This window comes from Ruegeria sp. CDSA079, from assembly GCF_059612245.1.
Window position 1 is genome coordinate 25,516 of record NZ_JBXWQF010000012.1, and the last position, 23,718, is coordinate 49,233.

General features: G+C 55.3%; 21 protein-coding genes. 8 read left to right on the forward strand and 13 right to left on the reverse strand.

Annotated features, from left to right (window positions below; genetic code table 11):
• Positions 1 to 104: 104 nt before the first annotated feature.
• Complete coding sequence (locus AC2FJZ_RS13795) at positions 105 to 1,385, reverse strand: tetratricopeptide repeat protein (RefSeq protein ID WP_496778254.1); 1,281 nt, start codon at positions 1,383 to 1,385, stop codon at positions 105 to 107.
• 146 nt (positions 1,386 to 1,531) lie between these two features.
• On the opposite strand from AC2FJZ_RS13795, the gene AC2FJZ_RS13800 reads away from it, so the two are divergent.
• The 3 genes from AC2FJZ_RS13800 to AC2FJZ_RS13810 all read left to right on the forward strand — a co-directional run bounded on the left by AC2FJZ_RS13800 (position 1,532) and on the right by AC2FJZ_RS13810 (position 4,004).
• On the forward strand, positions 1,532 to 2,572 hold the full coding sequence (locus AC2FJZ_RS13800; RefSeq protein ID WP_496778256.1) for a sulfurtransferase: 1,041 nt from the start codon (positions 1,532 to 1,534) through the stop codon (positions 2,570 to 2,572).
• 64 nt (positions 2,573 to 2,636) lie between these two features.
• On the forward strand, positions 2,637 to 3,428 hold the full coding sequence (locus tag AC2FJZ_RS13805; protein WP_496778258.1) for a class I SAM-dependent methyltransferase: 792 nt from the start codon (positions 2,637 to 2,639) through the stop codon (positions 3,426 to 3,428).
• Positions 3,429 to 3,494: 66 nt separating this feature from the next.
• Entirely contained in the window at positions 3,495 to 4,004 is a 510-nt protein-coding gene (locus AC2FJZ_RS13810; RefSeq protein WP_496778260.1) for a MaoC family dehydratase, read from the forward strand.
• Between the two features lie 164 nt (positions 4,005 to 4,168).
• Here AC2FJZ_RS13810 and AC2FJZ_RS13815 read toward each other — a convergent pair whose 3' ends face one another.
• The 3 genes from AC2FJZ_RS13815 to AC2FJZ_RS13825 all read right to left on the reverse strand — a co-directional run bounded on the left by AC2FJZ_RS13815 (position 4,169) and on the right by AC2FJZ_RS13825 (position 8,622).
• Positions 4,169 to 5,218, reverse strand: coding sequence for a LysR family transcriptional regulator (locus tag AC2FJZ_RS13815; RefSeq protein ID WP_496778262.1), 1,050 nt, complete (start codon positions 5,216 to 5,218; stop codon positions 4,169 to 4,171).
• Positions 5,219 to 5,803: 585 nt separating this feature from the next.
• A complete protein-coding gene (locus AC2FJZ_RS13820; protein ID WP_496778264.1) occupies positions 5,804 to 6,589 on the reverse strand; it encodes a hypothetical protein in 786 nt (261 codons plus the stop codon).
• A gap of 191 nt (positions 6,590 to 6,780) precedes the next feature.
• Positions 6,781 to 8,622, reverse strand: coding sequence for an adenylate/guanylate cyclase domain-containing protein (locus tag AC2FJZ_RS13825; RefSeq protein ID WP_496778266.1), 1,842 nt, complete (start codon positions 8,620 to 8,622; stop codon positions 6,781 to 6,783).
• A 212-nt stretch (positions 8,623 to 8,834) separates the two neighbouring features.
• Here AC2FJZ_RS13825 and AC2FJZ_RS13830 point away from each other — a divergent pair, with 212 nt between their 5' ends.
• Together AC2FJZ_RS13830 and AC2FJZ_RS13835 are read left to right on the forward strand one after the other, a co-directional pair.
• Positions 8,835 to 9,689, forward strand: a complete 855-nt coding sequence (locus AC2FJZ_RS13830; protein ID WP_496778268.1) for a CE1 family esterase — start codon at positions 8,835 to 8,837, stop codon at positions 9,687 to 9,689.
• A 251-nt stretch (positions 9,690 to 9,940) separates the two neighbouring features.
• Positions 9,941 to 10,108 carry an SAM-dependent methyltransferase gene (locus AC2FJZ_RS13835; RefSeq protein WP_496778271.1) on the forward strand — a complete coding sequence of 56 codons (168 nt, stop codon included), beginning with the start codon at positions 9,941 to 9,943 and terminating at the stop codon, positions 10,106 to 10,108.
• A gap of 460 nt (positions 10,109 to 10,568) precedes the next feature.
• Here the strand turns inward: AC2FJZ_RS13835 and AC2FJZ_RS13840 are convergent, their stop codons facing one another.
• The 3 genes from AC2FJZ_RS13840 to AC2FJZ_RS13850 all read right to left on the reverse strand — a co-directional run bounded on the left by AC2FJZ_RS13840 (position 10,569) and on the right by AC2FJZ_RS13850 (position 14,001).
• Positions 10,569 to 10,883, reverse strand: a complete 315-nt coding sequence (locus AC2FJZ_RS13840) for a double zinc ribbon domain-containing protein (protein ID WP_496778273.1) — start codon at positions 10,881 to 10,883, stop codon at positions 10,569 to 10,571.
• 13 nt (positions 10,884 to 10,896) lie between these two features.
• Positions 10,897 to 13,314, reverse strand: coding sequence for a DNA topoisomerase (ATP-hydrolyzing) subunit B (gene gyrB / locus AC2FJZ_RS13845; protein ID WP_496778275.1), 2,418 nt, complete (start codon positions 13,312 to 13,314; stop codon positions 10,897 to 10,899).
• A gap of 114 nt (positions 13,315 to 13,428) precedes the next feature.
• On the reverse strand, positions 13,429 to 14,001 hold the full coding sequence (locus tag AC2FJZ_RS13850; protein WP_496672468.1) for a TetR/AcrR family transcriptional regulator: 573 nt from the start codon (positions 13,999 to 14,001) through the stop codon (positions 13,429 to 13,431).
• 100 nt (positions 14,002 to 14,101) lie between these two features.
• On the opposite strand from AC2FJZ_RS13850, the gene AC2FJZ_RS13855 reads away from it, so the two are divergent.
• Positions 14,102 to 14,668 carry a carboxymuconolactone decarboxylase family protein gene (locus AC2FJZ_RS13855; RefSeq protein ID WP_496672465.1) on the forward strand — a complete coding sequence of 189 codons (567 nt, stop codon included), beginning with the start codon at positions 14,102 to 14,104 and terminating at the stop codon, positions 14,666 to 14,668.
• Here the strand turns inward: AC2FJZ_RS13855 and recF are convergent.
• From recF to mutM, 6 genes are all read right to left on the reverse strand, one after another.
• Positions 14,665 to 15,762 (reverse strand): DNA replication/repair protein RecF, encoded by a 1,098-nt coding sequence (recF, locus tag AC2FJZ_RS13860; protein WP_496672463.1) that lies wholly within the window; start codon positions 15,760 to 15,762, stop codon positions 14,665 to 14,667. The two genes, AC2FJZ_RS13855 and recF, sit on opposite strands and share 4 nt — an antisense overlap.
• Positions 15,763 to 15,821: 59 nt before the next feature.
• A complete protein-coding gene (dnaN, locus tag AC2FJZ_RS13865; protein ID WP_050605550.1) occupies positions 15,822 to 16,943 on the reverse strand; it encodes a DNA polymerase III subunit beta in 1,122 nt (373 codons plus the stop codon).
• 225 nt (positions 16,944 to 17,168) lie between these two features.
• A complete protein-coding gene (gene dnaA / locus AC2FJZ_RS13870) occupies positions 17,169 to 18,554 on the reverse strand; it encodes a chromosomal replication initiator protein DnaA (protein ID WP_050605551.1) in 1,386 nt (461 codons plus the stop codon).
• A gap of 556 nt (positions 18,555 to 19,110) precedes the next feature.
• A complete protein-coding gene (rpsT, locus tag AC2FJZ_RS13875; RefSeq protein ID WP_050605552.1) occupies positions 19,111 to 19,374 on the reverse strand; it encodes a 30S ribosomal protein S20 in 264 nt (87 codons plus the stop codon).
• A gap of 229 nt (positions 19,375 to 19,603) precedes the next feature.
• The gene (acuK, locus tag AC2FJZ_RS13880) at positions 19,604 to 20,380 is read right to left on the reverse strand and encodes an acryloyl-CoA hydratase (RefSeq protein ID WP_496778280.1); all 777 of its coding nucleotides are present in this window, start codon (positions 20,378 to 20,380) and stop codon (positions 19,604 to 19,606) included.
• A 66-nt stretch (positions 20,381 to 20,446) separates the two neighbouring features.
• Positions 20,447 to 21,298, reverse strand: a complete 852-nt coding sequence (mutM, locus tag AC2FJZ_RS13885; RefSeq protein WP_496778282.1) for a bifunctional DNA-formamidopyrimidine glycosylase/DNA-(apurinic or apyrimidinic site) lyase — start codon at positions 21,296 to 21,298, stop codon at positions 20,447 to 20,449.
• A gap of 86 nt (positions 21,299 to 21,384) precedes the next feature.
• Here mutM and ubiE point away from each other — a divergent pair, with 86 nt between their 5' ends.
• Complete coding sequence (ubiE, locus tag AC2FJZ_RS13890; protein WP_496778284.1) at positions 21,385 to 22,137, forward strand: bifunctional demethylmenaquinone methyltransferase/2-methoxy-6-polyprenyl-1,4-benzoquinol methylase UbiE; 753 nt, start codon at positions 21,385 to 21,387, stop codon at positions 22,135 to 22,137.
• On the forward strand, positions 22,137 to 23,666 hold the full coding sequence (gene ubiB / locus AC2FJZ_RS13895) for a 2-polyprenylphenol 6-hydroxylase (RefSeq protein ID WP_496778286.1): 1,530 nt from the start codon (positions 22,137 to 22,139) through the stop codon (positions 23,664 to 23,666). Before ubiE ends, ubiB begins: the two co-directional genes overlap by 1 nt.
• Positions 23,667 to 23,718: the final 52 nt, after the last annotated feature.

A 23,718-nucleotide genomic window follows, 5' to 3' on the forward strand; every position in this document is an offset into this window, starting at 1 on the left:
CTAACACTTTTTGTGCCTGGTAGCGTCGTGCGACAGCTTCCGTTCTAAGTGGTGTTGAAAACGTGTAATTTGGGCTCATTGCGGGCGTCAAAAATTCAGGCACCCTATCCTTCTAGCGTGGCAACTGCATGGTCATGAGAGGTATGGGGTCGATGCATGTTGAGAATGCGTCGAGCTTCATTCGATTGTCCCGAAATTGCCAGCGCATGCGCCAATGAAAACTCAATTAAGTCGCGTTGCGCCCGGCTGCCGCCTAGGCGTTCGTGCTCAGACATGACACCTACAAATTTCTCAATCGCTTCATCCGCAATTCCATCCGCCAACGCACGGAATGCGCCTGCGACCGAAGCAACGGTGGGGCCTGCGGGTCCCTTTGCGCCGTCAATGGTTGTTTCCAGACGCTCTCTGTTTCCAGCCATCGCATGCGCAAGAGCAGCGTGAACATCCGCAAAAGCCAAGCCAGGTGAAGGAAAGAACTGAACAGCATAGTCGCTGAGTTGTTGCCAACGCTCCTGAGGAATTTGCTCGCCAGTCAAAAAGGCGCGGTGAACAATTGCCACACTATCAGTCAAAACGTTCAGTGGTGGCGCAGGAGGTCGGTCGGGGGAAACATAATCATCGAACAGCTTCCACATACCTGCCACATCGCCGCTCTCAAGCGCCCACAGAGCGACGTGCCAGCTGAGATGGCAGTGCAGATACGCTGTGAAGGGATAGTCTTGCCAGAATTCGCGCAGATAAGCGTAGCCAGCGTCCGTCTCCCCGTTCTCATAGTAGAGATGGGCCCTGACATGTGCACTGTGTGCGCTGTCTGGCTTCAACTCAAGCGCGCGCTCGATGTTTTCCGCGGCCGGGCCGATCTGTCCGGCCTCCATCTGGGCAAATGCATGCTGGCAGAGAAACCACCAGTCGTCGCCATAGTGTGGCTTCAACAGGGTTGTGTACGCAAGCTGCTCCGCCTCGCGTCCAGCCTGACCTGAAAACCCTATTAAGCCAAATACGCTGGTACATGTCTGAGCAAGCAAAATATCTCGCGGATGGTCTGTGACGTGATCTCGGATGCGCCTGTAGGCCTGCGGTGCACGCCCCTCAATGAGATCGCTGATAATGTCGATCTGGGCGGCTTCGCGCGGGCTGACGCCATGCGACAGTTCCTTTGCGACGGCTATTTCACGCTTTGCATCTTGTGCACGCCCGACAGTAACAAGGTAGCGCGCAAGCCCAACATGGGGCATGGCAAAGCTATCATCTGCCTGCATTGCAGAACGGTAAGCTTCTTCAACATCATCAAAAGCACCCAGAAATCGGTCGATGCCTTCAACGTAGGCGTCTCGCGCAGTTTGTGATGTGGTCGTTAGCGGGCTTCCGTACCGATCTTCAAGCATCCAAACCTTCCACTATCTGTACCAAACCTGTCCGTCAGTGAGCTATATGAGCATGCCTACCCATAAACGAGTCAAAGGAAATCGACGTTCCGAGGCGCGATGATTTCAGCATCCGTTTCTTTCAGAAGTCTCATTAAATCATCAACATGCCGTTTAAACCATATTTGCTATATCAAATCCCGATTTTCCAAAATTGGACTCCGAAAGCAATTTTGGGGATTATTCCATACGGCTCGACCCGCGTCCGGTTAGAGGAGAACGTAGGTATGACAACCCAAACTCGCCCGCTCATTGATACGGCTTGGTTGGCAGATAACCTGACTGACCCGAAACTACGCATCATTGATGTTCGCTGGAAGTTTAGGGAGGAAAACGGCAAGGGTGTGGCCTACGACGACAGGAGCGAGTTCCAAGCTGAGCACATTCCTAGCGCAGTGTATGTTGGCATGTCGACAGAGCTTGCAGACGGCACTGAGAACATTCCCGATATGATGCTTGGGCCAGAGGATTTTGGGGAAAAGATGCGCGAGTTGGGTGTTTCCAACGACAGTCATGTCGTGGTCTACGATGACTCCGGGCTTCCGCTGGCTTCCGCGCGTCTTTGGTGGGCACTTTCGCACTATGGACATAAAAACGTGCAGGTCTTGGACGGCGGCTTGCAGCAATGGAAACTCGAAAGTCGACCCACTGAAACTGGCGATCTAACCGTTGAGCACGGTGACTTTGAACCAACAGTGCAGGGCAATTGGATTGCCAGCAAAACTGACGTTCTGCACGCGATAGGTAAGCCCGGAGTCAGAATTGTGGACTTTCTGCCAAACGACCTCTTCCGAGGCGACGGCCTTCACACATGGGGAGGTCGCTCGGGACATATCCCCAGTGCCGTCAACATACCGGCGATATCGAACATCGATCCGGATTTGGCACACACACCCATTGCCGAACGGGCTGCGAAACTAAAGGAACGTGGTTCATTTAAGTTGGCGGATCATTCCAAGCTCCTTCAGCACTATCAGGACAAGGGAATTCAAACCGACGACGAGGTTATCGCGTATTGCGGTCGCGGTATTGCCGCCTCTTGCGGTCTCCTTGCGCTGCGCCAAATTGGGTTCGAAAAGTCCCGCCTGTATGATGGTTCATGGGCTGAGTGGAGCGCCGATGAGAGCCTTCCGGTTGAAACCTCGTGAGACTACGATTTTGGGTCATTTTGGGTGGTCCAATTATTAACGCGTTGCTAGGAGGATATTTTTGATGACGGACAAATTCCGGCTGACCAAAGAAGCTGCGCAGAAGTACAACAACCACAGTGTGCCTGCGATGTTTGGCCCATTGGCTGAAGCAACCATGCAGAAGGTTCAGCTTCGAAGCGGCGCTTGTGTCATCGACATTGCATGCGGCACCGGGGCTTTGACGCGAGAGATAGCAAGGAAACTGACCGGCGAAGGCCGGGTTGTTGGCGTAGATCTGAACGAAACCATGATTGAGGTCGCGCAGTCCAATCAGCCGGATTGTCGTCATGTGCTCGAGTGGTATGCAGCAGATGTAACCGAGTTACCTTTTGGAAAGGCTACGTTTGACTATGCCTTCATACAACAGGGGCTTCAGTTCTTCCCTGACAAATCCGCCGCGTTGCAAGAAGTTCATAGGATCTTGCGCAATGACGGTCAGCTATTTTTGACATGTTGGCGCGCTGTGTCGCCCTTCAATGGAGCGCTTTCAAAAGCTCTCGAACGGCATGTTGGAACAGATGCCGCAGTCAAGGCCAGAGCGCCTTTTTCGTTTCGAGATGGGGACCTCATTTCGAACTTGTTGGTCGATGCAGGCTTCAAGATAGCTCGTCACGAGCCATTGGTACTTGAGCGAAGATTTATTGATCTTCGCGCGCAAATCATGGCGCTGCCAATCGAAACCGATCTTAGGGATGCAGGTGCTGACGTCACCAACAAGGTCGTGGAAGAGGTTGCAGACGCCTTGTCTAGATATGAAAAAGAAGGCGTATTGCACGTACCGCAAGAAGCGCACCTATTTGTCGCCGCGGCATAGGTCAACGACCACTGACTTAGTTCTCCATTACGATCTTTGCAATGGTCGAAAGACAATGCGGCATTAGTGGCGGCCGAGCGTGGCTCCGCGTTGACGGTTGAGTGTGCATCAAACTATACTTTTGCCATGGCCAGCGGAAAATACATCGACGATTTGTCGGTTGGCGAAACCTTCGAAACCGGAGGCGTTACGCTGACCGAGGGAGCGATTATTGACTTCGCACTGGTTCATGACCCGCAGTCCTTCCACGTTAACAAAGTGGCTGCCGCAGAGTCGATTTTCGGCGGTCTCATAGCCAGTGGATTTCAGACAATAGCGCTTACTTTCAGGTTGTTCCGCGACACTGGTGTACTTACCGGCACCAATCTGGGTGGACATGGTATGGACGAGGTGCGGTGGCTGGCTCCGGTGTATTCCGGTGACACGATCAGCGTGCGCGTCACGGTTGAGGCAATTACACCATCACGTTCGAAGCCCGACCGGGGAACGGTCAAATTCCGATACCAGACATTTAACCAGAACGATGTGGAAGTTCTTAATCTGATCATGCACCACGTGATGGCATATCGGAGTTAAGGCAGTTTGCAGCGACTTGGGCGCGCCGATCAATTTGACCTCCCATTGTCTTCTCCAAGAGTATCCTGGGGCTCGTCGCATAAGGCTTCTATTCGCAATTGCGGTCTTGGCGTACATGCAAACTAGCTTGTTCGCGTGTTCTCAATCCTTTTTTGCCTAAATAACTACTTGTAGATTGCCGCATAGCGAGGTGCGAAGAACTTAACGAAGGCTCTAACCTCTGGCCGACGATAGGCTTCCGGCGAAATGAGCATTAGGTGCGGCACCGCAAGTTCGGGGATTTCGTCGAAACATCGGATAAAAGACATGTCTGTTTCCACCAGCTTGACATTGCTGATCCCAAGGCCTTGCCCTGACCTGATCGCCGCATGCATTAGCTCCAGTTCAGTGAAAGACATGACGATCTGGTCCGGCTCCACGTGATTGGTCAACCATTCGTGGAATACATTTGGTACATCGTCCCGCTGAAAGGTAACAAACTGATGCCCGGCCAGATCATTCGTTGACCCCGGTAAGCCAAATTTGTCCGCGTAATTTCTGCAGCCGAACAAGGACCAGCGGGCCGTGCTGATCTTACGACAGATCAGGTCAGGATCGGGATCGGTTCTTGCAAGGCGCAAAGCAATGTCGGCCTCGCCTGCCATCAGGTCCAGCGCCCGAACGCTGGACAAAAACTCGAATGCGACATCCTGATTGTCGGCGGAAAACTCGTTTACGATTTCAATCATGCGTGCAGAGAAGTTTGCTGAGTAAGCGGTGATACGGATCGGTCGTGTCGACGTCAATTCTTTCGCGCAATCGGCAAATTCAAGGACTGAATTCTCGATTGCTTCGGCGAGGGGAACGAGGCGGAAGGCTTCTGGGGTCGGTTTGAACCCATGCGTACCGCGCTCAAAAAGCGTCAAGCCTGTTTCTCTTTCGAGAACATCAATGCGTCGGGCAACCGTTGGTTGGGAGACCTTTAGCTTTCTGGAGGCCGCAAGCGTCGACCCTTCTCTGAAGACAGAGAGGAACACACGAATATCCGACCAATTTCGGAACCCGTTCTTCATTTTTGTAGAACAGCACAATTTTGTGCCGGATACCAGAAAAACGGGTGAACAGTTACTCTTGTTGCGACAGCGCAAGTAACTCGGAAAGGACCATGAGATGGCTTCCCATACAATGTCACCCAGCATCTGGACCGTATTTGATGGACTGTTCGGTTGGAACAAAAGAGCCTTTCCCGAAACTCGGACTCCGCGGCCTACAGCCAACGATCTTCACGCGGAACGCGGCTATATTAGTGACGTGATCTGGAGTAATCCCGATGCGTTTTCGAGTGAACTGGACGTGCAGAACATGATGAGTCTGTATCCAGGAAGGTTCTGACGACACATGTTGACAATCGGCCGAATAAGGCGATTAGATCACGCCAAATACAGCTGCAAGCTGGAAGTGACAGCAACGCACCTGTGTTGTAGCCATTGAGTAAGTACCAACACGAGACCTTCTCGTGCAACCTGGCGCCTTGTTTGACGATATTGAAGTGAGCCACCTGCTGGCAAAGGTCACTCACCTCACCTCCGCATGTTCGTCGTTTGGTGAAAGGCAATTTCCTTTGATCCGTTCTCGTAAATTTGCAGAGGCCGCTTTCTGCGCCTCACTTTCATTCGAGCAGCACGCAGCATCCAAACACTCCATCTTTGCTCTCAAGGTGAAGTGTTGCGTCGATCAATTGAGACCGCCGCCTAAACCGGACCTTCGCAACCAAGCTTTGCAAATTCCGAAATGCTAACCGAACAGACCTTTGTCCGAGACTACACCCGATACCAGTTTTCAACTTCTCGGGCGGCTTCTTCGGCTGTAAAAGTAGTCTCTACCTCTGCGATTGCGTACTTTACTTCGTCTGAGCTAGCACTGAGTTCTAAGGCGTCCGCATCCAGATCATGGGCTGACCCTGCATTTGAATAGATCGTATCGACCCCAATTCTGATGGCGTGTCGGAGTTGCAGCAGGTGCTCAAAAAACCGCACATAAATCCTCTCCTCGTACGGAGAATGAATATCCGCTTCAGAGATCAAGCCCAATTCTGCGGCCTTGGCACACGTCAAACGCCAAGCCAGTTCCATTGTGGATGGTGGCGCGTCCCTGGCCTCTTCAGGATGTCCGGGGTTCGCAAACGTAGATCTTCGAATAGCTTCGAGATTGGCACGTAAGCCCTTTGTGGGAACCGGATAGATGAATTTGGTTTCCTCGGAAGCTAAGGCAGGCTCAATCTGATCCGGCTGCGCCTGGATGAACTCTGAAAACCTGTTTCCGATGATAGGGACTTCGCCCACAATCATGTCTGTGGGATCGGAATTCTCCGCCTGCCATCGCGCTAAGGTTCTCCGGCCCCACAATCCGGCGGCCCTTCGGATCAACGGATGAGTTCCATCCGAAACATCTGGATACTTTGTTAGTATGTCTTCGGTCTGAAACGCCGCGAGCCCCTTATCCCAACGCATGATATGCACGCGACGTCCCAAGGAGATCGCAATGGATATTTGCTGGCGCAATAGGAATGACTTTCCAGATGACGGCAATCCAGTGAAGAAAACCATGCGGCAACGACGTGCAGCGTCCGCTAGGTGTCTTCCAATTTCTGCGTCCGCAGAACTGTCCTTAGAAATTACGAATCTCCTCATTCGGTGTCGGCAACAGCGTTAGGTAGCAAACGCAACTTGCTTCCTGAGCCGCTACAAACATTCTACGCCCGCCATTCTGAAAGCGATGTTTGCAAGCAATCGCGGCGTTAGTTCTCTGAAACTTCAATACCGGCAATGCGAAGCCCATCCATTATCTTTTCGATCAGCTCCGTTGGCATTCCACGTGCTCGATACGGTGAGCGTGGATCGTCAAGAAACTCCGGGTGTTCGTATTGCAAGCGTCGCGCCATCTCTTGCGCCTTTTGTTGCTCGCCGTCCAAAGCATAGCTTGCAGTCAGGCTTGCCATCGACATGGTGGATTTCGGCGTACCCCAGCTCAAGATGACTTTTTGTGCCTCATCATAATTGCCTTGCAAGATCGCGTGCAGCACCCAAGCGTTATTGTAGCCAGGATGAAGTTTGGGGTTGAGGTCTTTTGCGCGGGAAATCCACTCTTTACCTTTTTCAAACTCGCCGGAGTAAGCAAGAAAGATACCCAGATCCGCGAGGATCCAGGAATCATTGGGACTAAGCTCCGTGGCGTTCTTTGCGTGTTCAAAGAAGACCGCCTTGTCTTCTCCCGTCATTCTGCTGAGGATTGCCAGGGCGTAGTGCGCATCCGCATTGTCCGGGTCTTCCTCAAGTGCACGTGTGGCGGCGTCCCGGGCCTTATTTGCCCAATCCGGATCGGTGTCGAATGATCGTTTCTTAGACTCGAGATAGTTAAAGGCCAATCGCGACCAAGCAAGAGAGTAACCAGGTTCTTCCTTCACGGTTCGCAATAGACAGTCCCGAGCCTTGCGATGCGCTTCAATGCTGAAACTTTGATAAAACCAGAATCCCAACAGATAACATTCATAGGCTTCCAGGTTTTCCGGTGCCTTGTCGCGGATAGCCTGCTGTACAGAAGTGTTGAACAACGGGGCATCGCTTGAACCGATTTGCGAGGCGACCTTTCTTGCAATCTCAACCTGGATATCCATGACATTTGCGATGCTGAGGTCCATATCAAAGGGGCCCGGCGGTGTGAGTTGACGGCAAGTCCTTGCATTGATGAATGTAGTTGTCACCCGCAATTTCGAGTCAGACCGTTGGGCCGTGCCGCCAAGTATGTAATCGGCCGCTAACGCATCCCTGATCGCTTCGCAATCTTTGTTACTGCTGAAGTCGGCTCCAGCTTCGGGAGCTATAACAAACAGGTTAGAGAACTTCGCCAACAAGGCGTTAAGATCACGCGTCAAACCTTCAGCAAAATACTCGTCTTCCTTGTTTTCCCCGATTGTTTCAAAAGGTGTAATGACAATCCGCGCACCTGACGGAAGGTCGCGCGGATCATCTCTTCCAAATACAAAAAAAGCTGAAATCGCGACAATTGTGGCGACAACAGCCGTCGCGGCAGTCCATCGGATCGCTGCGCTGCGCTTGGGTTTGACCGCAAGTTCCGGAGGCCAGGTCCAAACCTCGACCTTATTGGCGATATTCTTCAATTTATGGGCGCCAGCATGCGCAAATTCCGCGTCCACCTTTCCCGAAAGTTGATCGGCAACTGCTTTGGAAACACACAGGCCTCCGGGCGGTGCGATTGCTTCCAACCGAGCCGCAATGTTGACGCCGTCTCCCAGCAGGTTATCGCCATCTGCCACGACATCACCGAGATGTATTCCGATACGAAGGTTCATGCGCCCTTTTTTCGGCAGATCGAGGTTCCGGACTTTCAGCTCTCTTTGAATTTCCAATGCACAGCGGGACGCGTCCGTTGCACTTGTGAATTCAGCGATGACGCTGTCACCCGCGCTGCCGAACACGCGACCACCGTAGTTTGAGATGAGGCCATCAATGAGTTTTCGGTAGCCCTTTAGCGCTGTAATGGTGCCCTCTTCATCACGCCCGATCAGGCGTGAGAATCCCTCAAAATCCGCAGCCATAATGGCAGTCAGACGGCGTTCCATAAGTCCCCCCGTACCACTTTAATGAAAGTTACCTGGGTTCTCGAACAAAATCTAAGTTCTTTCCCAAGCTCATAACTACTCATTTGGATAGAGATAGACCGGCCAACTTTGCCTAGACTTCAGATGGTTCACAAACGCTTGGCCGCTGCCTTCGGAGATGCGCAACGCTGTGCTATGATCTTCTGTGACCTAACCACAGAGGTACACTTTTGATGCGACCCGAAACGCGCAATCGCATTTTGACGCTCGGTATTGCCATTGCTGTTATTGCTGCGAAGCCGAACGCTGCCCTCGCTTCTGATGGAGAGTGTGGAGCGCCAGATGCACCGTGCACACTGGAAGGCGGTGAATACTACGTGGCCCTGCCAGAGGCTCCGGATGAACGACCTGCCGTCATTTGGTTGCACGGTTATGGACGGTCTGGCAAGGCGATGATCCAGAATTCCGCCTATGTTGACCCTTTCATCCGGCGTGGCTACGCGGTGATTATGCCGAGCGGGCAGCCCAGTATTAATGACAAAGACCTCGATTGGGGTGTGGCTGACGGATATGACCTGGCGCGCGATGATGTAGCCTTTATCGACGCCGTACGCGCCGACGCGGTGGAGCGCTTTGGAATTGACCCGTCGCGAATACTGATCTCAGGCTTCTCCCGCGGCGGCTCGATGGTCTGGGACATTGCGTGCCAAGCGCCAGAGATTGCAAGAGGCTTTGCCGCGGCGGCTGGTGCATTCTGGGAGCCTATGACCACTGAGTGCGATGCGCCAGTTCACCTGTTTCACGTACACGGCTTCAAAGACAGAATGGTGCCCTTCGAAGGCCGAAAGCTGACATGGGAGGGTGTCGATTTTCACCAGGGTAACGTCATGAAGGGCTTGGACGTCTGGCGCCGAGAAAACGCCTGCTTGGGTAGCGCGGAAAACAGCTTTGGCGACGATGGTTCGATGCAGAAGGATTGGATGGACTGTGAGGCCGGCTCGATTCGGTTGAAGGTCACCAAAGGCGGACACGGCGTTCCGGAGGGCTGGCGGGACGCGGTGCTAGACTGGTTCGAAGCTCTACCTTGAGTACTCGAGTGCCTGCCGACCCTCCGCGAATTTTGATCTGATGGGCATTCAGTAGCATTCAACATGATTGGTAAAAGGGGTTGAGAATGAGAGAGCAAGTTTCCGACCACTATGGTCGCAGCCGCAGGCTGATCGACCAGATAGCTGATAGCCTGCAGGCCGCGAGCATTGACCCGAAGAAACTACGCGCCGCGGATTTCTAACCAATCGATGAGTTCCATTTCCGAGGCAGACAGACGACTTTACAGTTATTGGAGAAACTGAAGTTAACGACAGGCGCGAGTGTACTTGATGTTGGTAGTGGATTGGGTGGGGTCACCAAAATAATTGCAGAAGAAGCAAGCGCTAAGGTTAGAGGCATTGACCTGACGCAAGAGTTTTGCGATGCAGCCAAAACCATTTCCGATTGGAAACGTTAGAACAACATCAATTCAAGGGATGTCGAGGCCGTTCTCTCGTCCGAAATCGGTATAGAAGCTGTCACTGCGGCATCGGTTTAAAGTGGCTTCGTCCGCTTCTCTTCCCGCTTTCACCATTCTCGAAGACTATTTGCCCCGTTTTTGTGTCAATCCCTAATTCATACCAAGCAAACCCGCGCGCCATTTTCCAGCTACCGGGGCAACGTCCAGTGTTTTGCACGGGCAATTGCGCGTTAGTTGAAGCTTTCTCGAGTTCGGAGACTAAAGGCGGATTCAATAAACAATAAGTTACGAGCTATCGATGCTATCAAAGATTCTTTTTAACCGAGCAGTGCTCTCTTCAGGGAATACCCGAAGCATTTTGATAACGAGATCGTCCCCTGACCTTAGCACTGCATCACGGACATCGGCGATGATCGTCTCACTATCTTGCACCTCGCATTCCTCTAGTTCCATACCCCTAATGATCGCTCCGACACGCAGTGCTTGATTTAAGGGTGATGTTGAAGTCATGAGCGAACGCCTCACCGCAGTTCTGACAGGCTTCCGCAGAGATCGTGTTCAGTGCTCCGCACGAAGCGCAAGCTTTCATTTTGGGAGGTCTAGCTGGGAATTGACTGTCACAGACTTGGCAATGCGCTGCCTCTCTTGAGTTTTCGGCGCCACAATCCCCACAGACTTTTGTTTTTGGCTGAGGGTTGCCCTTAAGCTTGCCTGGTGACATCTCGCGTTCAACGCGGCGTGCATATTCTTCAAATACTCGATGCGTTGGCATAACTACAACACAGTTAGAAATCCAGATTCTCCACGCTCAGTGCGTTTTTCTGAATGAATTCGCGGCGGGGCTCGACAACATCGCCCATCAGTTTGGTGAATAGATCATCTGCCTCAACCATGTCATCTACGCGCACCTGCAAAAGTGTACGTGCATCCGGATCCAACGTGGTTTCCCATAGCTGATCCGGGTTCATTTCACCCAGACCTTTGTAGCGTTGCAACGACAGGCCCTTTTCGCCCTCTTCCAGAATCGCGCGAAGCAGATCCAGCGGGCCGTGAATGAGCTGAGACCGGTCACGGCGGACCAGTGTCGCCGAAGTGTTGTAAACCTCTTGCAGGCTTTGCGTGAAGCTGCCGGTCTTACGCGCTTCGCCTGAGCGCAGCATGGGACCGTCCAGCGTGCGCACCTCTTCCACGCCGCGCAAGATGCGGGCCAGACGGATGCCGTGGTCCTGCGTGATGCGACCTTGCCAGCCGCGCTCGTATTCCAGTGCGATCAGGTCCAGACGGGCAGCGACTTTGTCGGCCACACCTTGCAAGTCTGCATCGACCGCGCCGGGCACAAAGGCCCCGGCAACGGCGGCCTGTTCCAGAATGTGGCGCGGATAATGAGTCGGGAAGGCGTCCAACACACGCTTCAACTGGCGCGCTTCATCCACCACGCGGGCGAGGTCCTGGCCGACAATCTCTTCACCCGAGCCGAGTTTAAACACGGCCCCATCGACGCCCTGATTGATCAGGTAGTCATCCAGTGCGGCCTGATCTTTCAGGTAAACTTCTGATTTACCACGGGAAACCTTATAAAGCGGTGGCTGAGCGATGTAGAGGTATCCGCCCTCAATCAGTTCAGGCATCTGCCGGTAGAAGAAGGTCAGCAGCAACGTCCGGATATGCGCGCCATCCACGTCGGCATCAGTCATGATGACGATCTTGTGGTAGCGCAGTTTTTCGACGTTGAACTCATCGCGGCCGATGCCCGTGCCCAGCGCCATCACAAGGTTGCCAATTTCCTGAGACGAAAGCATCCGGTCAAACCGGGCCCGTTCCACATTCAGGATTTTCCCGCGCAAAGGTAGAACAGCCTGAGTCAACCGGTCCCGACCTGTCTGCGCAGACCCCCCGGCCGAGTCGCCCTCGACCAGGAAGACTTCGGTCTTGGACGGATCTTTTTCAGAACAATCCTTCAGCTTGCCCGCCAGATAGTTCACATCCATCGCCGTCTTTCGGCGGGTCAGTTCACGGGCTTTTCGCGCAGCCTCACGGGCCAAGGCGGCCTCGATGATCTTGCCGACGATGCCCTTGGCTTCATTGGGGTTTTCCTCAAACCACTCGGCCAGTTTTTCGTTCATCAAGCCTTCGACCGCCGGCCGCACCTCGGACGAGACCAGTTTGTCCTTAGTTTGAGACGAGAATTTCGGGTCGGGTACTTTGACTGACAGCACGCAGGTCAGACCTTCGCGCGCATCGTCACCGGTGAAGCTGACCTTTTCCTTCTTCGCAATCCCGCTGGACTGGGCATAGTTGTTGATCGTCCGGGTCAACGCGCCGCGGAACCCAGCCACGTGGGCACCACCGTCTCGCTGCGGGATGTTGTTGGTAAAGGGCAGCACCGTCTCGTGGTAGCTGTCATTCCACCACATTGCGATCTCGACGCCGATATCGTCGCGCTCACCCTTGATGTAGATCGGCTCAGACATGGCCGGGGTTTTCGAGCGGTCCAGGTACTTAACGAATTCCTTGACGCCACCCTCATAGAAAAGCTCGGTTTCCAGCCTCTCGGCGGGGCGTTCGTCGATCAGTATGATCCGTACACCCGAGTTCAGGAAGGCCAACTCGCGCAGACGCTTTTCCAGCGTCTCAAACGAGTATTCAAGGTTCGAGAACGTGTTGGTCGAGGCCAGAAACCGCACCTCGGTTCCTGTCCGGGCGCCGCACTCACCGACCACTTTCAGATGCTCTGCCGTCTCTCCGCCTTCAAAGCGCGCGACATGCTCCTTGCCAGAGCGCCAGATACGCAGCTCCAGCCAGTCCGACAATGCGTTCACCACCGAAACACCCACACCGTGCAGACCGCCCGACACCTTGTACGAGTTGCTGTCGAATTTACCACCAGCGTGCAGCTGAGTCATGATGACTTCAGCGGCCGAGACGCCTTCTTCAGGGTGAATATCGACAGGAATTCCGCGTCCGTTGTCGCTGACCGAGACGCTCGAATCCGCGTGGATTTTCACAGTCACATGGTCTGCGTGATCAGCCAAGGCTTCATCGATCCCGTTATCGACAACCTCATACACCATATGGTGCAGACCCGAACCATCATCCGTGTCCCCGATATACATGCCGGGGCGCTTACGAACGGCTTCCAAGCCTTTGAGAACTTTGATGGAATCTGCGCCGTATTCTTGAGGAGCCTGTGCGTCTTCGGACATTCAGTCAGTACCTATATTATTTTGGTAACTTATACGTTTTCTTGTGGGGATTGTCACGCGATCCCCCAATATTTTGTGTTTGTTTGAGTTGTTTTTTACCCGCCCGGGCCCGGCTCATAGCCGGTCGATATCAGACGCGATATCCGCAGCAATTTCCAGCGCATCGACATCCTTGCGTTCCGCCGACAATCGCAGCCCGAGAATGTCTGACTGATATCGCGCCGCAAGTCTATCCGGATCATGATCAGCCCTGATTTCGCCTGTGTCCTGAGCACTTCGAAACAACTCAGCAAAACATGCCTTCATCTCAGTCATGTGGCGCGCAGCCTGATCCGCAAGATCGTGATCCTTCGCCTGCAACTCGGCATATGTCTTTGCCAGCATGCAAGCCTTCGTCGGGTTCTCGACGGCCTCAATTACCAAACGAGGTTGCGCTTTCAGCGCTTCCTTCGGGCCCAGCTTCTCCGCCAGGGCCTTTATGCGTGCGACACCCTCATTCGCATAGCTCTCCAGCGTCAGAGCATAGAGCGCATCCTTCGACCCGAAAGCCGCATAAAAGCTGCCGGGCTTCAGCTTCAATTCCCGCTCTAGATCCTTCAGCGATGTCCCAGCCCAGCCCTGACGCCAGAAGATATCTCTCGCCTTTGCGATCAATGCGTCACGGTCATATGCGGGTTTGCGGGGCATCAGCATCACCAATTCTTGAACGTTCGCTCAAATATATACTTGAGTGATCGCTCAAGAAACCCTAAATACGACCCATCACGCCAGAAACAGGAGTTCCGACATGGCCACTTTCCCGTCTCACGACCTCGAAACCGCCCCTGAAGGGTCAAAACCACTTCTTGAAAAATCTCAGGCCGCATTTGGTCGCTTGCCTGGCCTGCACAAGGTGATGGCCGAAAGCCCTCAACACCTGGAAGGTTATCAGGTCCTGCATGGCCTGTTCCTGCAGACCGATTTCGACAATGAAGAAAAAACCGTCGTCTGGCAGACCATCAACGTGGAAAACGAATGCCACTACTGCGTGCCCGCGCACACCGGCATCGCCAAGATGATGAAGGTCTCGGACGAGATTTCCGAGGCCCTGCGCAACGAAACTCCGCTGCCCTCAGCCAAGCTTGAGGCGCTGCGCACCTTCACCCTGCAGGTGATGGAAACACGCGGCAACCCGACCGAGGAACAGCTGCAGGCGTTCTTTGACGCGGGCTATTCGCACCGTGCGGTTCTGGATGTGGTGTTGGGTCTGGCGCAGAAAACCATGTCGAACTACATCAACCACATGGCCAAAACCCCGGTCGACGAAGTTATGCGCGGCTTCCTGTGGGAACGTAAAGTCAGCGAACCGGCCTAACCAGCCACGACCGAGCCCTCATCGCCTTCGGTAACCACCAGCGATTGAGCTTGGTCCCCCAGTTCCGCAAACAGTTCAGGCCCGGTGCCCGTCATCCAGGCCTGAGCCCCCAGCGCGCAAATCTCGTCATAAAGCGCCGCGCGCCGATCCGCGTCAAGATGGGCGGCCACCTCATCTAACAGAACAATTGGCGGCGCCCCCACCATCCCGGCCAGCGCCCGCGCATTCGACAAGATCAACGAAACCAAAAGCGCCTTCTGTTCTCCGGTTGAACAGTCTTTGGCCGGAACGCCCTTCGCCGCAAACACACCGTACAAGTCCGAACGATGAGGCCCCACCAAAGTCCGGCCTGCCGCCAGATCACGAAACCGACTTTCGCTCAAAGCCTCACGCAGATCCTCTGCTGACCCGGGCATCGCGCCTTCTGTTTGTACCAACTCCAGTTCAGCAGACGGAAAAGCCGTTTCCGCAAGTTCCTGCGCCGCGCGCAGATGCTCCAGCGCCGCCAGACGCGCCATATGAATGCGATGTCCCGTCTCGGCCAACTGCCCCTCAAGCGCGGCATACCAATGCGCATCACGCACCTGCTCTTTCAGCAGACGGTTCCGTTCCCGCATGGCTTTTTCATAGGTTAAAGACGCTTCGGCATGGGCAGGGTCAAAGCTCAGCGCGATACGGTCCAGAAACCGCCGCCGCCCCTCGGCCCCTTCGATCCATAGCCGGTCCATCGAAGGGACCAGCCACACAACCCGCGCCAGTTTCCCCAACTCGATCTGGTTCGAGGTTTTTTCGTCAATTCGAACCTGCCGCGCCGCGCCGCCCTCGGACCAGGTTTCGATCTCATAACGCTGCCCCTGCGCATCCAATACCCCAGACAACTTCCAGCCCAGCGCCTCGGGCCGTCGCGCCATCTCAGCCGCGCTCGCCCGTCGCATCCCGCGCCCGGGTGAAAACAGGGACACCGCTTCCAATATGTTGGTCTTGCCCGCGCCGTTGGGTCCATGAATGGCAACGGGCCGTCCATCCAACGACAACCGCGCCAGTTTATGAGATCGAAAATGCGAGACCGTAAGCTCGGTCAGGGCCAATCCCATGACCCCTCCCTTCATCTTTTCAAAAATACTCCCGCCGGAGGCTTGGCGCGTCAGCGCGATCAGACGCGCATCGGCATGACCACATAAACCGCGCTGAGATCATTGCCTTCACGCATCAGCGTTGGGTCTCCAGCCGAATTGAACAGAAAAACCGCGTTCTCGCGATCGACCTGAGACGCAATCTCCAGCAGGTATTTGGCGTTGAACCCGATCTCCAGCCGTTCGTCGCCGTATGCAACGGCCAGCTCTTCTTCAGCCGCGCCGCTATCTGGCGCGTTGACGGACAGGATCAGCTTGTCACCGTCCAGTTGCAGCTTCACCGCCCGAGACCGTTCCGACGACACAGTGGCCACTCGGTCGACGGCCTGCGCGAACTCGGCAGCATCGACCTCAAGCTTGCGGGTGTTCCCTTGCGGGATGACGCGTGTGTAATCGGGGAAGGTGCCATCGATGACTTTCGAGGTCAGCGTAATATCCGGCGTGGCAAAGCGCACTTTGGTTTCGCTGACCGAAACGGCGATATCCATTTCATCGTCGTCCAGCAGCTTGCGCAACTCACCCACGGTTTTGCGCGGAACAATCACGCCGGGCATGTCTGCCGCCCCGTCCGGCAGATCCGCATCGATACGCGCCAGACGGTGGCCATCGGTGGCCACACAGCGCAGAACCTTACCGCTGTCCGAGCCGTCAGCGACGTGCATGTAGACACCATTCAGATAATACCGGGTCTCTTCCGTCGAGATGGCGAATTTCGATTTGTCGAACAACCGGCGTAGCAGTGCCGCCGACGCGGTGAAATTCGATTGATATTCCGAGGACGCCATTACCGGGAAATCCTCTTTTGGCAGCGTCGCCAGCGAGAAATTCGACCGCCCCGCCTCAACCGTCAGACGGCCTGCAGCGCTGTCAGCGGTCAGCGTGACCAACGCACCGTCGGGCAGTTTGCGCACGATTTCATGCAAGGTGGTCGCCGCAACTGTGGTCGCCCCGGCTTTCTCGACCTGCGCCGGAGCCTTGTCGACCACTTCAATGTCCAGATCGGTGGCCCGGAACTGCGCCACATCGCCTTCAGCCTCAATCAGCACGTTGGCAAGTATGGGAATGGTATTGCGGCGTTCCACTACGGATTGGGCCTGCGAAACGGCCTTGAGAAGGGTGCCGCGTTCGATGCTGATCTTCATACCCTCAGTTCCTCTGACTTGCGTACCGACATGGGCGGGACTGGCACGTTAGCGGTTCCACCCTGAGGCACAAGGATTTTTTACGGATTTCTGGGTTGGAATACCCCAAGCGTCAAGGGCAGCGTGCCCGGCAGGCATCAGTTCTGGTCCAACCGTGGAAAAATGCGCACAAGAAAATGCCCCGGAAGGTATGTCCGGGGCATTTTCTTACAATGCAGGCGCGGATCAGGCTTCGAGCGCCCGGCGCAGCATTTCCACATCTTCAGCGATCTGACCATCGGTCAACTTCAGCTCTTCGATGCGTTTCACACCATGCATGACTGTTGTATGGTCCCGCCCACCAAAACGGCGGCCAATCTCTGGCAAAGAGCGACTGGTGAGCTGTTTGCATAGATACATCGCCACCTGACGCGGACGCGCGTAAGAGCGCAGGCGCTTGGGGCCGATGATATCAGAAAGGCGAATGTTGTAGTACTCGGACACTTTCCGCTGAATCTCTTCAACGGTGATTTTGCGTTCCGAGGCCCGCAGCACATCTGCCAGACAATCCTGCGTCAACTCCATATCGATCTCGCGACCAACCAGCGAAGCGAAGGCGAATAGGCGAGTCAGAGCGCCTTCCAGCACACGGACATTGGTCGAGATACGATGGGCCAGGAATTCCAGAACACCGTCGGCAATCGACAGATCGGGATACGAACTGCTGTATTGCTGAACCTTGTTCTGCAGGATGCCCAGCCGCAGTTCATAATCGGTCGGGTGCAGGTCAACCACCAAGCCACATTGCAGGCGCGACTTCACACGGTCTTCCAGATCCTTGATCTCACCCGGAGCGCGGTCGGCCGAAATGATGATCTGCTTGTTCTGATCCACCAGCGCATTGAAGGTGTGAAAGAACTCTTCCTGGGTCGAATCCTTGCCCGCGATGAATTGCACGTCATCCACCATCAACACATCGACCGACCGGAACAGGTGTTTGAAATCCATCATCCGGCGTTCGCGCAGGGCCTGAACAAAGCGATACATGAATTGCTCGGCGGACAGGTAGAGCACGTTCAACTCAGGATGCTTAGTTTTCAGTTCCCATGCGATGGCGTGCATCAGGTGGGTTTTACCCAAACCAACGCCGCCATACAGAACCAGCGGGTTGAACGTCACGGGACCACCTTCCGACACTCGGCGCGCGGCGGCATGGGCCAGTTCGTTGGGTTTGCCCACAACAAAACTGTCAAAGGTAAAGCGGGAATCCAGCGGCGCGGCCTGCAGCGAATCCAGTGCATCTTGCGCAACTTCCGTCACAGGTGCGGTAACGCGTTCCGGATCTGCTGCACGGGTCGCCGGAACCGTCGGCTTCGGACGTGCCGGGGAATTTGCAGCAACATGGAAATCCAGTCGCTGTACAGTTTCACCCGCTGTGTTCAGCTCATACAAGATAAGGTCTGCAAAATTCTGACTGACGTAGTTGCCCATAAAATTGGTCGGCACGGAAAAGACCGCTACGCCATTCTGCAGCTCCTTGAATTCCAAAGGCTCGATCCAGGTAGTGTAATTGTTCCGACCAACAGCCTTCAGCAACTTGTTTCGCAATAGTCCCCATTTCTCTTGTGTCATTCAGCGCCTCACGCATCCCATTCTTATTGGCCTGTCGGCCTTATTCATACAACCCGGTAGCCCGGTTAAGAATTCACACGCTCAAAGCTATCCCGTCGCCAAACCTGACCGGTTTGGCGGGATGTCTTCACGAATACGCGCATGTCCGGAAGTAGACGCTCGGCAATAGGCGAGCGTCCGGAAACCGGGCTGCATTTCGTACTCTCATTTTATTAGACAGGGCCGAGAGTACCGGGTTTATCCCGGAGTTCACGGCAGATCGGCAGCCTGACAACAGCCAGTCGTCGACAACTTCTTCCAATCGCCCTGATGCCCGTCAGTCCGACCAGAGAAACAGCCTGTCCCCCCAAGCGAGTGAATCGCTGACATCAGTGGTAGCAAGATGGGATAGGGCCCGGCAACGAAACTCTGATATTGACTCGGTTCTTTGACCGAAAGAATCTCTCAGATTTGTGAAGGCGCGGTTTTCGGGCAACACGAAAAAAGGCGCCGCTCTACGCGACGCCCTGAATATTATATCAGCCCTGCTGACATGACCCGTGGTCAATCTGAGGCATTAGCCCAGTGCTTTGACGCGTGCCGACAGGCGCGACATCTTGCGGGCTGCGGTGTTCTTGTGGAACACACCTTTGGTGACGCCGCGCATCAGTTCAGGCTGAGCCGCACGCAGAGCATCGGTTGCCGCGCCCTTGTCACCAGAAGCAATCGCTTCTTCGACTTTGCGCAGATAGGTACGGATGCGCGAACGACGCGCTTTGTTGATTGCGAAACGCTTTTCGTTCTGACGTGCGCGTTTCTTTGCCTGGGGCGAATTTGCCATGTGTTTCTGACCTTCGTTCGGTACGGTTATCTTGGGTTGCGCGCCACGGACATATCCGCACCGGATCAGAAATCACGAGTGTGAGTCGGGCCAAGCGGGCCGCACGCGCATGTATAGCGGGGGTCTCTACCCAAGTTTTCAGTGTTTGCCAAGCCGATTCTTCCCGTCGGGGCTTTGGCCACAAAAAAGGCGGGCTGGGCCCGCCTGCTTTGTATCCGCTAAGTTTGGCTTACTTGTCGCGGAACTGCGCCGCGCGCTTTTCAAGGAAAGCTGCCATGCCTTCCTTTTGATCTTCTGTCGCGAACATCGAATGGAACACGCGGCGTTCGAACAACATGCCTTCGCTCAGCGGAAGTTCATAGCTGCGATTCACCGCCTCTTTGGCCGCCATCGCGGTCAGTTGCGATTTCTCGGCAATCTTCTGGGCGGCGCCAACGGCCTCTTCGATCAGCTTCTTGGCCGGAACCACACGGCTGACCAGCCCGGCGCGCTCGGCCTCTTCGGCGTCCATAAAACGACCGGTCAGATTCATGTCCATCGACTTGGACTTGCCCACGAACCGCGTCAGGCGCTGGCTGCCGCCCAGACCGGCAATAACGCCCAGATTGATTTCGGGTTGCCCGAATTTGGCCGTGTCCGCCGCGATGATGAAATCGCACAGCATCGCCAATTCGCATCCGCCGCCCAGCGCATAACCTGCAACAGCCGCAATGACCGGCTTGCGAATCGCCGAAACCCGATCATTGGCATCGGCAAACAGGTTCACGTTGTAGACGTCCACAAAACTCATCTCGGACATTTCCTTGATGTCCGCGCCTGCGGCAAAAGCCTTGTCCGATCCGGTGATCACGATGCACCGCACCTTGTCGTTGCTGTCTGCATCTTCCAGCGCCTCGCACAGCTCACCCAGCAATTGGGTGTTCAGCGCGTTCATCGCGTCCGGTCGATTGAGCTTGATAAGGGCGACGTGGTCTTCGATTTCGACGATGATCGTCTCAAAAGCCATGAGGTGTAAGCTTCCGGTTGTTCCGTTCAAGTACGATTCCTTACCACGCGAAAAACTTGGATCAAGTTATCTTTGGCATTGCGCACAATAGAAGGATGAGCGACCGGACTGGGTGATTCTCTTGATTGCGGCGCCACAGCCCTCTGTCCGGCAGGGCTCTCCCTCGCGCCCATAGACGTCAAAGCTGTGCTGAAAATATCCAAGTTCTCCATCGGCTTGGCGAAAATCCCGCAGGGATGAGCCACCCGCTTCGATGGCGTCCTGCAACACCTGCCGGATGATCGGAACCAAAGCAGCGACACGTGATGCCGAAATTTGTCCGGCTTTGCGACGTGGCGACACCTTGCCGCGATAAAGCGCCTCACAGACATAGATATTCCCCAATCCGGCAACGATTCCCTGATCCAACAGCGCCGATTTAACCGGTGTGTTCTTTCCATTGAATGCGTCGATCAGGTGTTGTTCGTGGAAATCATTGCCCAAAGGTTCTGGCCCCAGAACCGACAGCAGCTTGTGATCTTCGGCCGTTGCTGTCGGCAGCAGGTCCATAGCACCGAACCGACGCGGGTCATTGAATGTCACGCGGGCACCGTTAGCCATGTGAAAAACGACGTGGTCATGTTTCTCAGGCATCGGATGCTCATGCACAAACTGCCCCAACGGATCGCCCGACACCGTCATGCGGCCCGACATGCCCAGATGGATCAGCAGCGTCTCGCCACTGGTGAGATCTGCCAGAATGTATTTCGACCGCCGTCGCAAACGATCCACCCGCTGCCCGGTTAACCGCTCGGCCATGCGCTCGGGGAACGGCCAGCGCAGATCAGGGCGATTCACATCGGCCTTTTCGATGACCACCCCTTCCATCGCAGGACTCAGGCCGCGTCTTACTGTCTCGACCTCGGGCAATTCCGGCATTACACGGCTCCTAATTCAAAGGGCCGCATTGTGCCCGTCTCTCTTGGCCCTATAACAGAGACGAAATTCGACAAACGGCAAGGCAAATGTCCGACAACAGCGACAAGACCACTCATTTCGGGTTCGAAACCGTGCGCGAGGCCGACAAGGCCGGGCGCGTGCAGGGCGTGTTCAACTCGGTTGCCTCGAAATATGACGTTATGAACGATGTCATGTCGATGGGCATCCACCGGGTCTGGAAAGACGCGATGATGGACTGGCTGGCACCGCGTCCCGGCCAACGTCTTCTGGACGTGGCGGGCGGCACGGGCGACATCTCCTTCCGCTTCCTCAAACGCGCAGGCCATGGCCACGCCACCGTTCTGGACCTGACCGAACCGATGCTTGTCGAAGGCCGCCAACGCGCCGAGGCAGATCAGATGTCGGACAGCCTGAACTGGGTGGTCGGCGATGCCATGGCCCTGCCGTTCGAAAACAACACGTTTGATGTCTACACGATCTCTTTTGGCATCCGGAACGTGACCCGCCCGCAAGACGCCCTGAACGAAGCTTACCGCGTGTTGAAACCCGGTGGCCGTCTGATGGTTCTGGAGTTCAGTCAGCTGCCCAATGACGGGCTGCAAAAGCTCTATGATCTCTACAGCTTCAACGTCATCCCCCGCATGGGCAAGCTGATCGCCAACGATTATGACAGCTACCAGTACCTGGTGGAATCGATCCGCAATTTCCCCGGTCAAGAGACATTTCTGGGCATGGTCCGCACCGCGGGCTTCGAGAACGCCAAATACCGAAACCTGAGCATGGGCATCGCCGCGCTGCATTCCGGCTGGAAAATCTGATGCGTGGCCCTCACAACATCATCCGCCTGATACGCACAGGCGCCACTTTGGAGCGCACCGGAGCCATGAACGTGGTGCTGGACGCCTTTGAGGCCCCCCGGTCGCTGCGGTTTGTTGCCCATGCGTTGGGCAAACCGTTCCAATGGCTGGGCTACAAAGGCGATCCTGATATGCCACCGGCCACCCGTGCCCTGACGGCGCTGGGTCCGGCCTACATCAAGTTCGGTCAGGTGCTGTCTACCCGCCCCGATGTTGTCGGCAACGAACTGGCCGAGCAGTTGCGCGTGCTTCAGGACAAATTGCCCCCATTCTCCAAATCTGAAGCCATGGCCGAGGTGGAAAAGGAACTGGGTCAGCCTGTCGCCGAGATCTTCAGTGAATTCAGTGAACCAATTGCCGCAGCATCAATCGCGCAAGTCCATAAAGCCAAACTGGTCAGCAACGGTGAGGATGTAGCCGTCAAGGTCCTTCGCCCCAATATTGAACGCGCCTTTCGTAAGGATGTGGACGCGTTCTATTTCGCGGCCCGAATCGTGCAGCTTTTTGCCCCTGGCGCGCGCCGCTTGCGCCCGATGGAGGTTATCGAACATTTCGATGGCGTTGTCCGAGGTGAACTTGATCTGCGGCTGGAAAGCTCCGCTGCATCGGAATACGCCGCGAATACCAAGGATGATGCCGGGTTCTGGCTGCCACCTGTGGTATGGTCCCTTTCAGCCCGTCGTGTCATGACGCTCAGCTGGGCCGACGGTATTCCGCTGGGCGATAACGCCGCACTTGATGCGGCAGGTCATAACCGCCGCGATCTGGCCGAACGTGTGCTGCGCCTGTTCTTGCTGCACGCCCTGCGTGACGGCTATTTCCACGCCGACATGCACCAGGGCAACCTGAAGGTCGCCGCGAACGGTGACATCATCGCCTATGATTACGGCATCATGGGTCATATCGACGAATATACCCGCCGGGTCTATGCCGAGATTCTCTTTGGCTTCATCCGCCGCGACTACAAGCGTGTGGCCGAGGTGCATTTCGAAGCGGGCTATGTCCCCGCCAACCGGGACGTGGATGAATTCGCCCGCGCCCTGCGCGCGGTCGGTGAACCCATTTTCGGGATGGATGCCTCTCACATCTCGATGGGCCGCCTGCTGAACTACCTCTTCGAGGTGACAGAACGGTTCGGCATGGAAACTAGAACCGAACTGATCCTGCTGCAACGCACGATGGTGGTGGTTGAAGGCGTGGCGCGCTCACTCGACGATCACATGAACATCTGGGAGGTCGCCCGCCCGGTGGTCGAAGACTATATCAAACGCTCTATCGGTCCACGCGCCGCTCTACGGGATTTTGGAAAAACCGCAATGGTTCTTGCCCGTTTCGGCCCGCGCCTGCCGGCACTCGTCGAAAACGCGCTGATTGCGCAAACCCAAAAAGACGATCAGAAGAACAATGGCCTTGGCACGTATGTCTTACCTGCGGTTCTCGGCGCCGGGTTCGGCATAGCCGCTACGCTGATTGCCATAGCACTCAGCTAAGGCAAACCCGCCCGCTTCATCTGGCCATAAATATCCTCGGGGGGAATTGCGC

Excerpts from the sequence above, each read along its gene's own strand:
- AC2FJZ_RS13795 (WP_496778254.1), bottom strand. The coding sequence starts at position 1,385 with ATGCTTGAAGATCGGTACGGAAGCCCGCTAACGACCACATCACAAACT.
- AC2FJZ_RS13800 (WP_496778256.1), top strand. The coding sequence starts at position 1,532 with ATGCCGTTTAAACCATATTTGCTATATCAAATCCCGATTTTCCAAAAT.
- AC2FJZ_RS13805 (WP_496778258.1), top strand. The coding sequence starts at position 2,637 with ATGACGGACAAATTCCGGCTGACCAAAGAAGCTGCGCAGAAGTACAAC.
- AC2FJZ_RS13820 (WP_496778264.1), bottom strand. The coding sequence starts at position 6,589 with ATGGTTTTCTTCACTGGATTGCCGTCATCTGGAAAGTCATTCCTATTG.
- AC2FJZ_RS13825 (WP_496778266.1), bottom strand. The coding sequence starts at position 8,622 with ATGGAACGCCGTCTGACTGCCATTATGGCTGCGGATTTTGAGGGATTC.
- AC2FJZ_RS13830 (WP_496778268.1), top strand. The coding sequence starts at position 8,835 with ATGCGACCCGAAACGCGCAATCGCATTTTGACGCTCGGTATTGCCATT.
- AC2FJZ_RS13840 (WP_496778273.1), bottom strand. The coding sequence starts at position 10,883 with ATGCCAACGCATCGAGTATTTGAAGAATATGCACGCCGCGTTGAACGC.
- gyrB (WP_496778275.1), bottom strand. The coding sequence starts at position 13,314 with ATGTCCGAAGACGCACAGGCTCCTCAAGAATACGGCGCAGATTCCATC.
- AC2FJZ_RS13850 (WP_496672468.1), bottom strand. The coding sequence starts at position 14,001 with ATGCCCCGCAAACCCGCATATGACCGTGACGCATTGATCGCAAAGGCG.
- AC2FJZ_RS13855 (WP_496672465.1), top strand. The coding sequence starts at position 14,102 with ATGGCCACTTTCCCGTCTCACGACCTCGAAACCGCCCCTGAAGGGTCA.
- recF (WP_496672463.1), bottom strand. The coding sequence starts at position 15,762 with ATGGGATTGGCCCTGACCGAGCTTACGGTCTCGCATTTTCGATCTCAT.
- dnaN (WP_050605550.1), bottom strand. The coding sequence starts at position 16,943 with ATGAAGATCAGCATCGAACGCGGCACCCTTCTCAAGGCCGTTTCGCAG.
- dnaA (WP_050605551.1), bottom strand. The coding sequence starts at position 18,554 with ATGACACAAGAGAAATGGGGACTATTGCGAAACAAGTTGCTGAAGGCT.
- rpsT (WP_050605552.1), bottom strand. The coding sequence starts at position 19,374 with ATGGCAAATTCGCCCCAGGCAAAGAAACGCGCACGTCAGAACGAAAAG.
- acuK (WP_496778280.1), bottom strand. The coding sequence starts at position 20,380 with ATGGCTTTTGAGACGATCATCGTCGAAATCGAAGACCACGTCGCCCTT.
- mutM (WP_496778282.1), bottom strand. The coding sequence starts at position 21,298 with ATGCCGGAATTGCCCGAGGTCGAGACAGTAAGACGCGGCCTGAGTCCT.
- ubiE (WP_496778284.1), top strand. The coding sequence starts at position 21,385 with ATGTCCGACAACAGCGACAAGACCACTCATTTCGGGTTCGAAACCGTG.
- ubiB (WP_496778286.1), top strand. The coding sequence starts at position 22,137 with ATGCGTGGCCCTCACAACATCATCCGCCTGATACGCACAGGCGCCACT.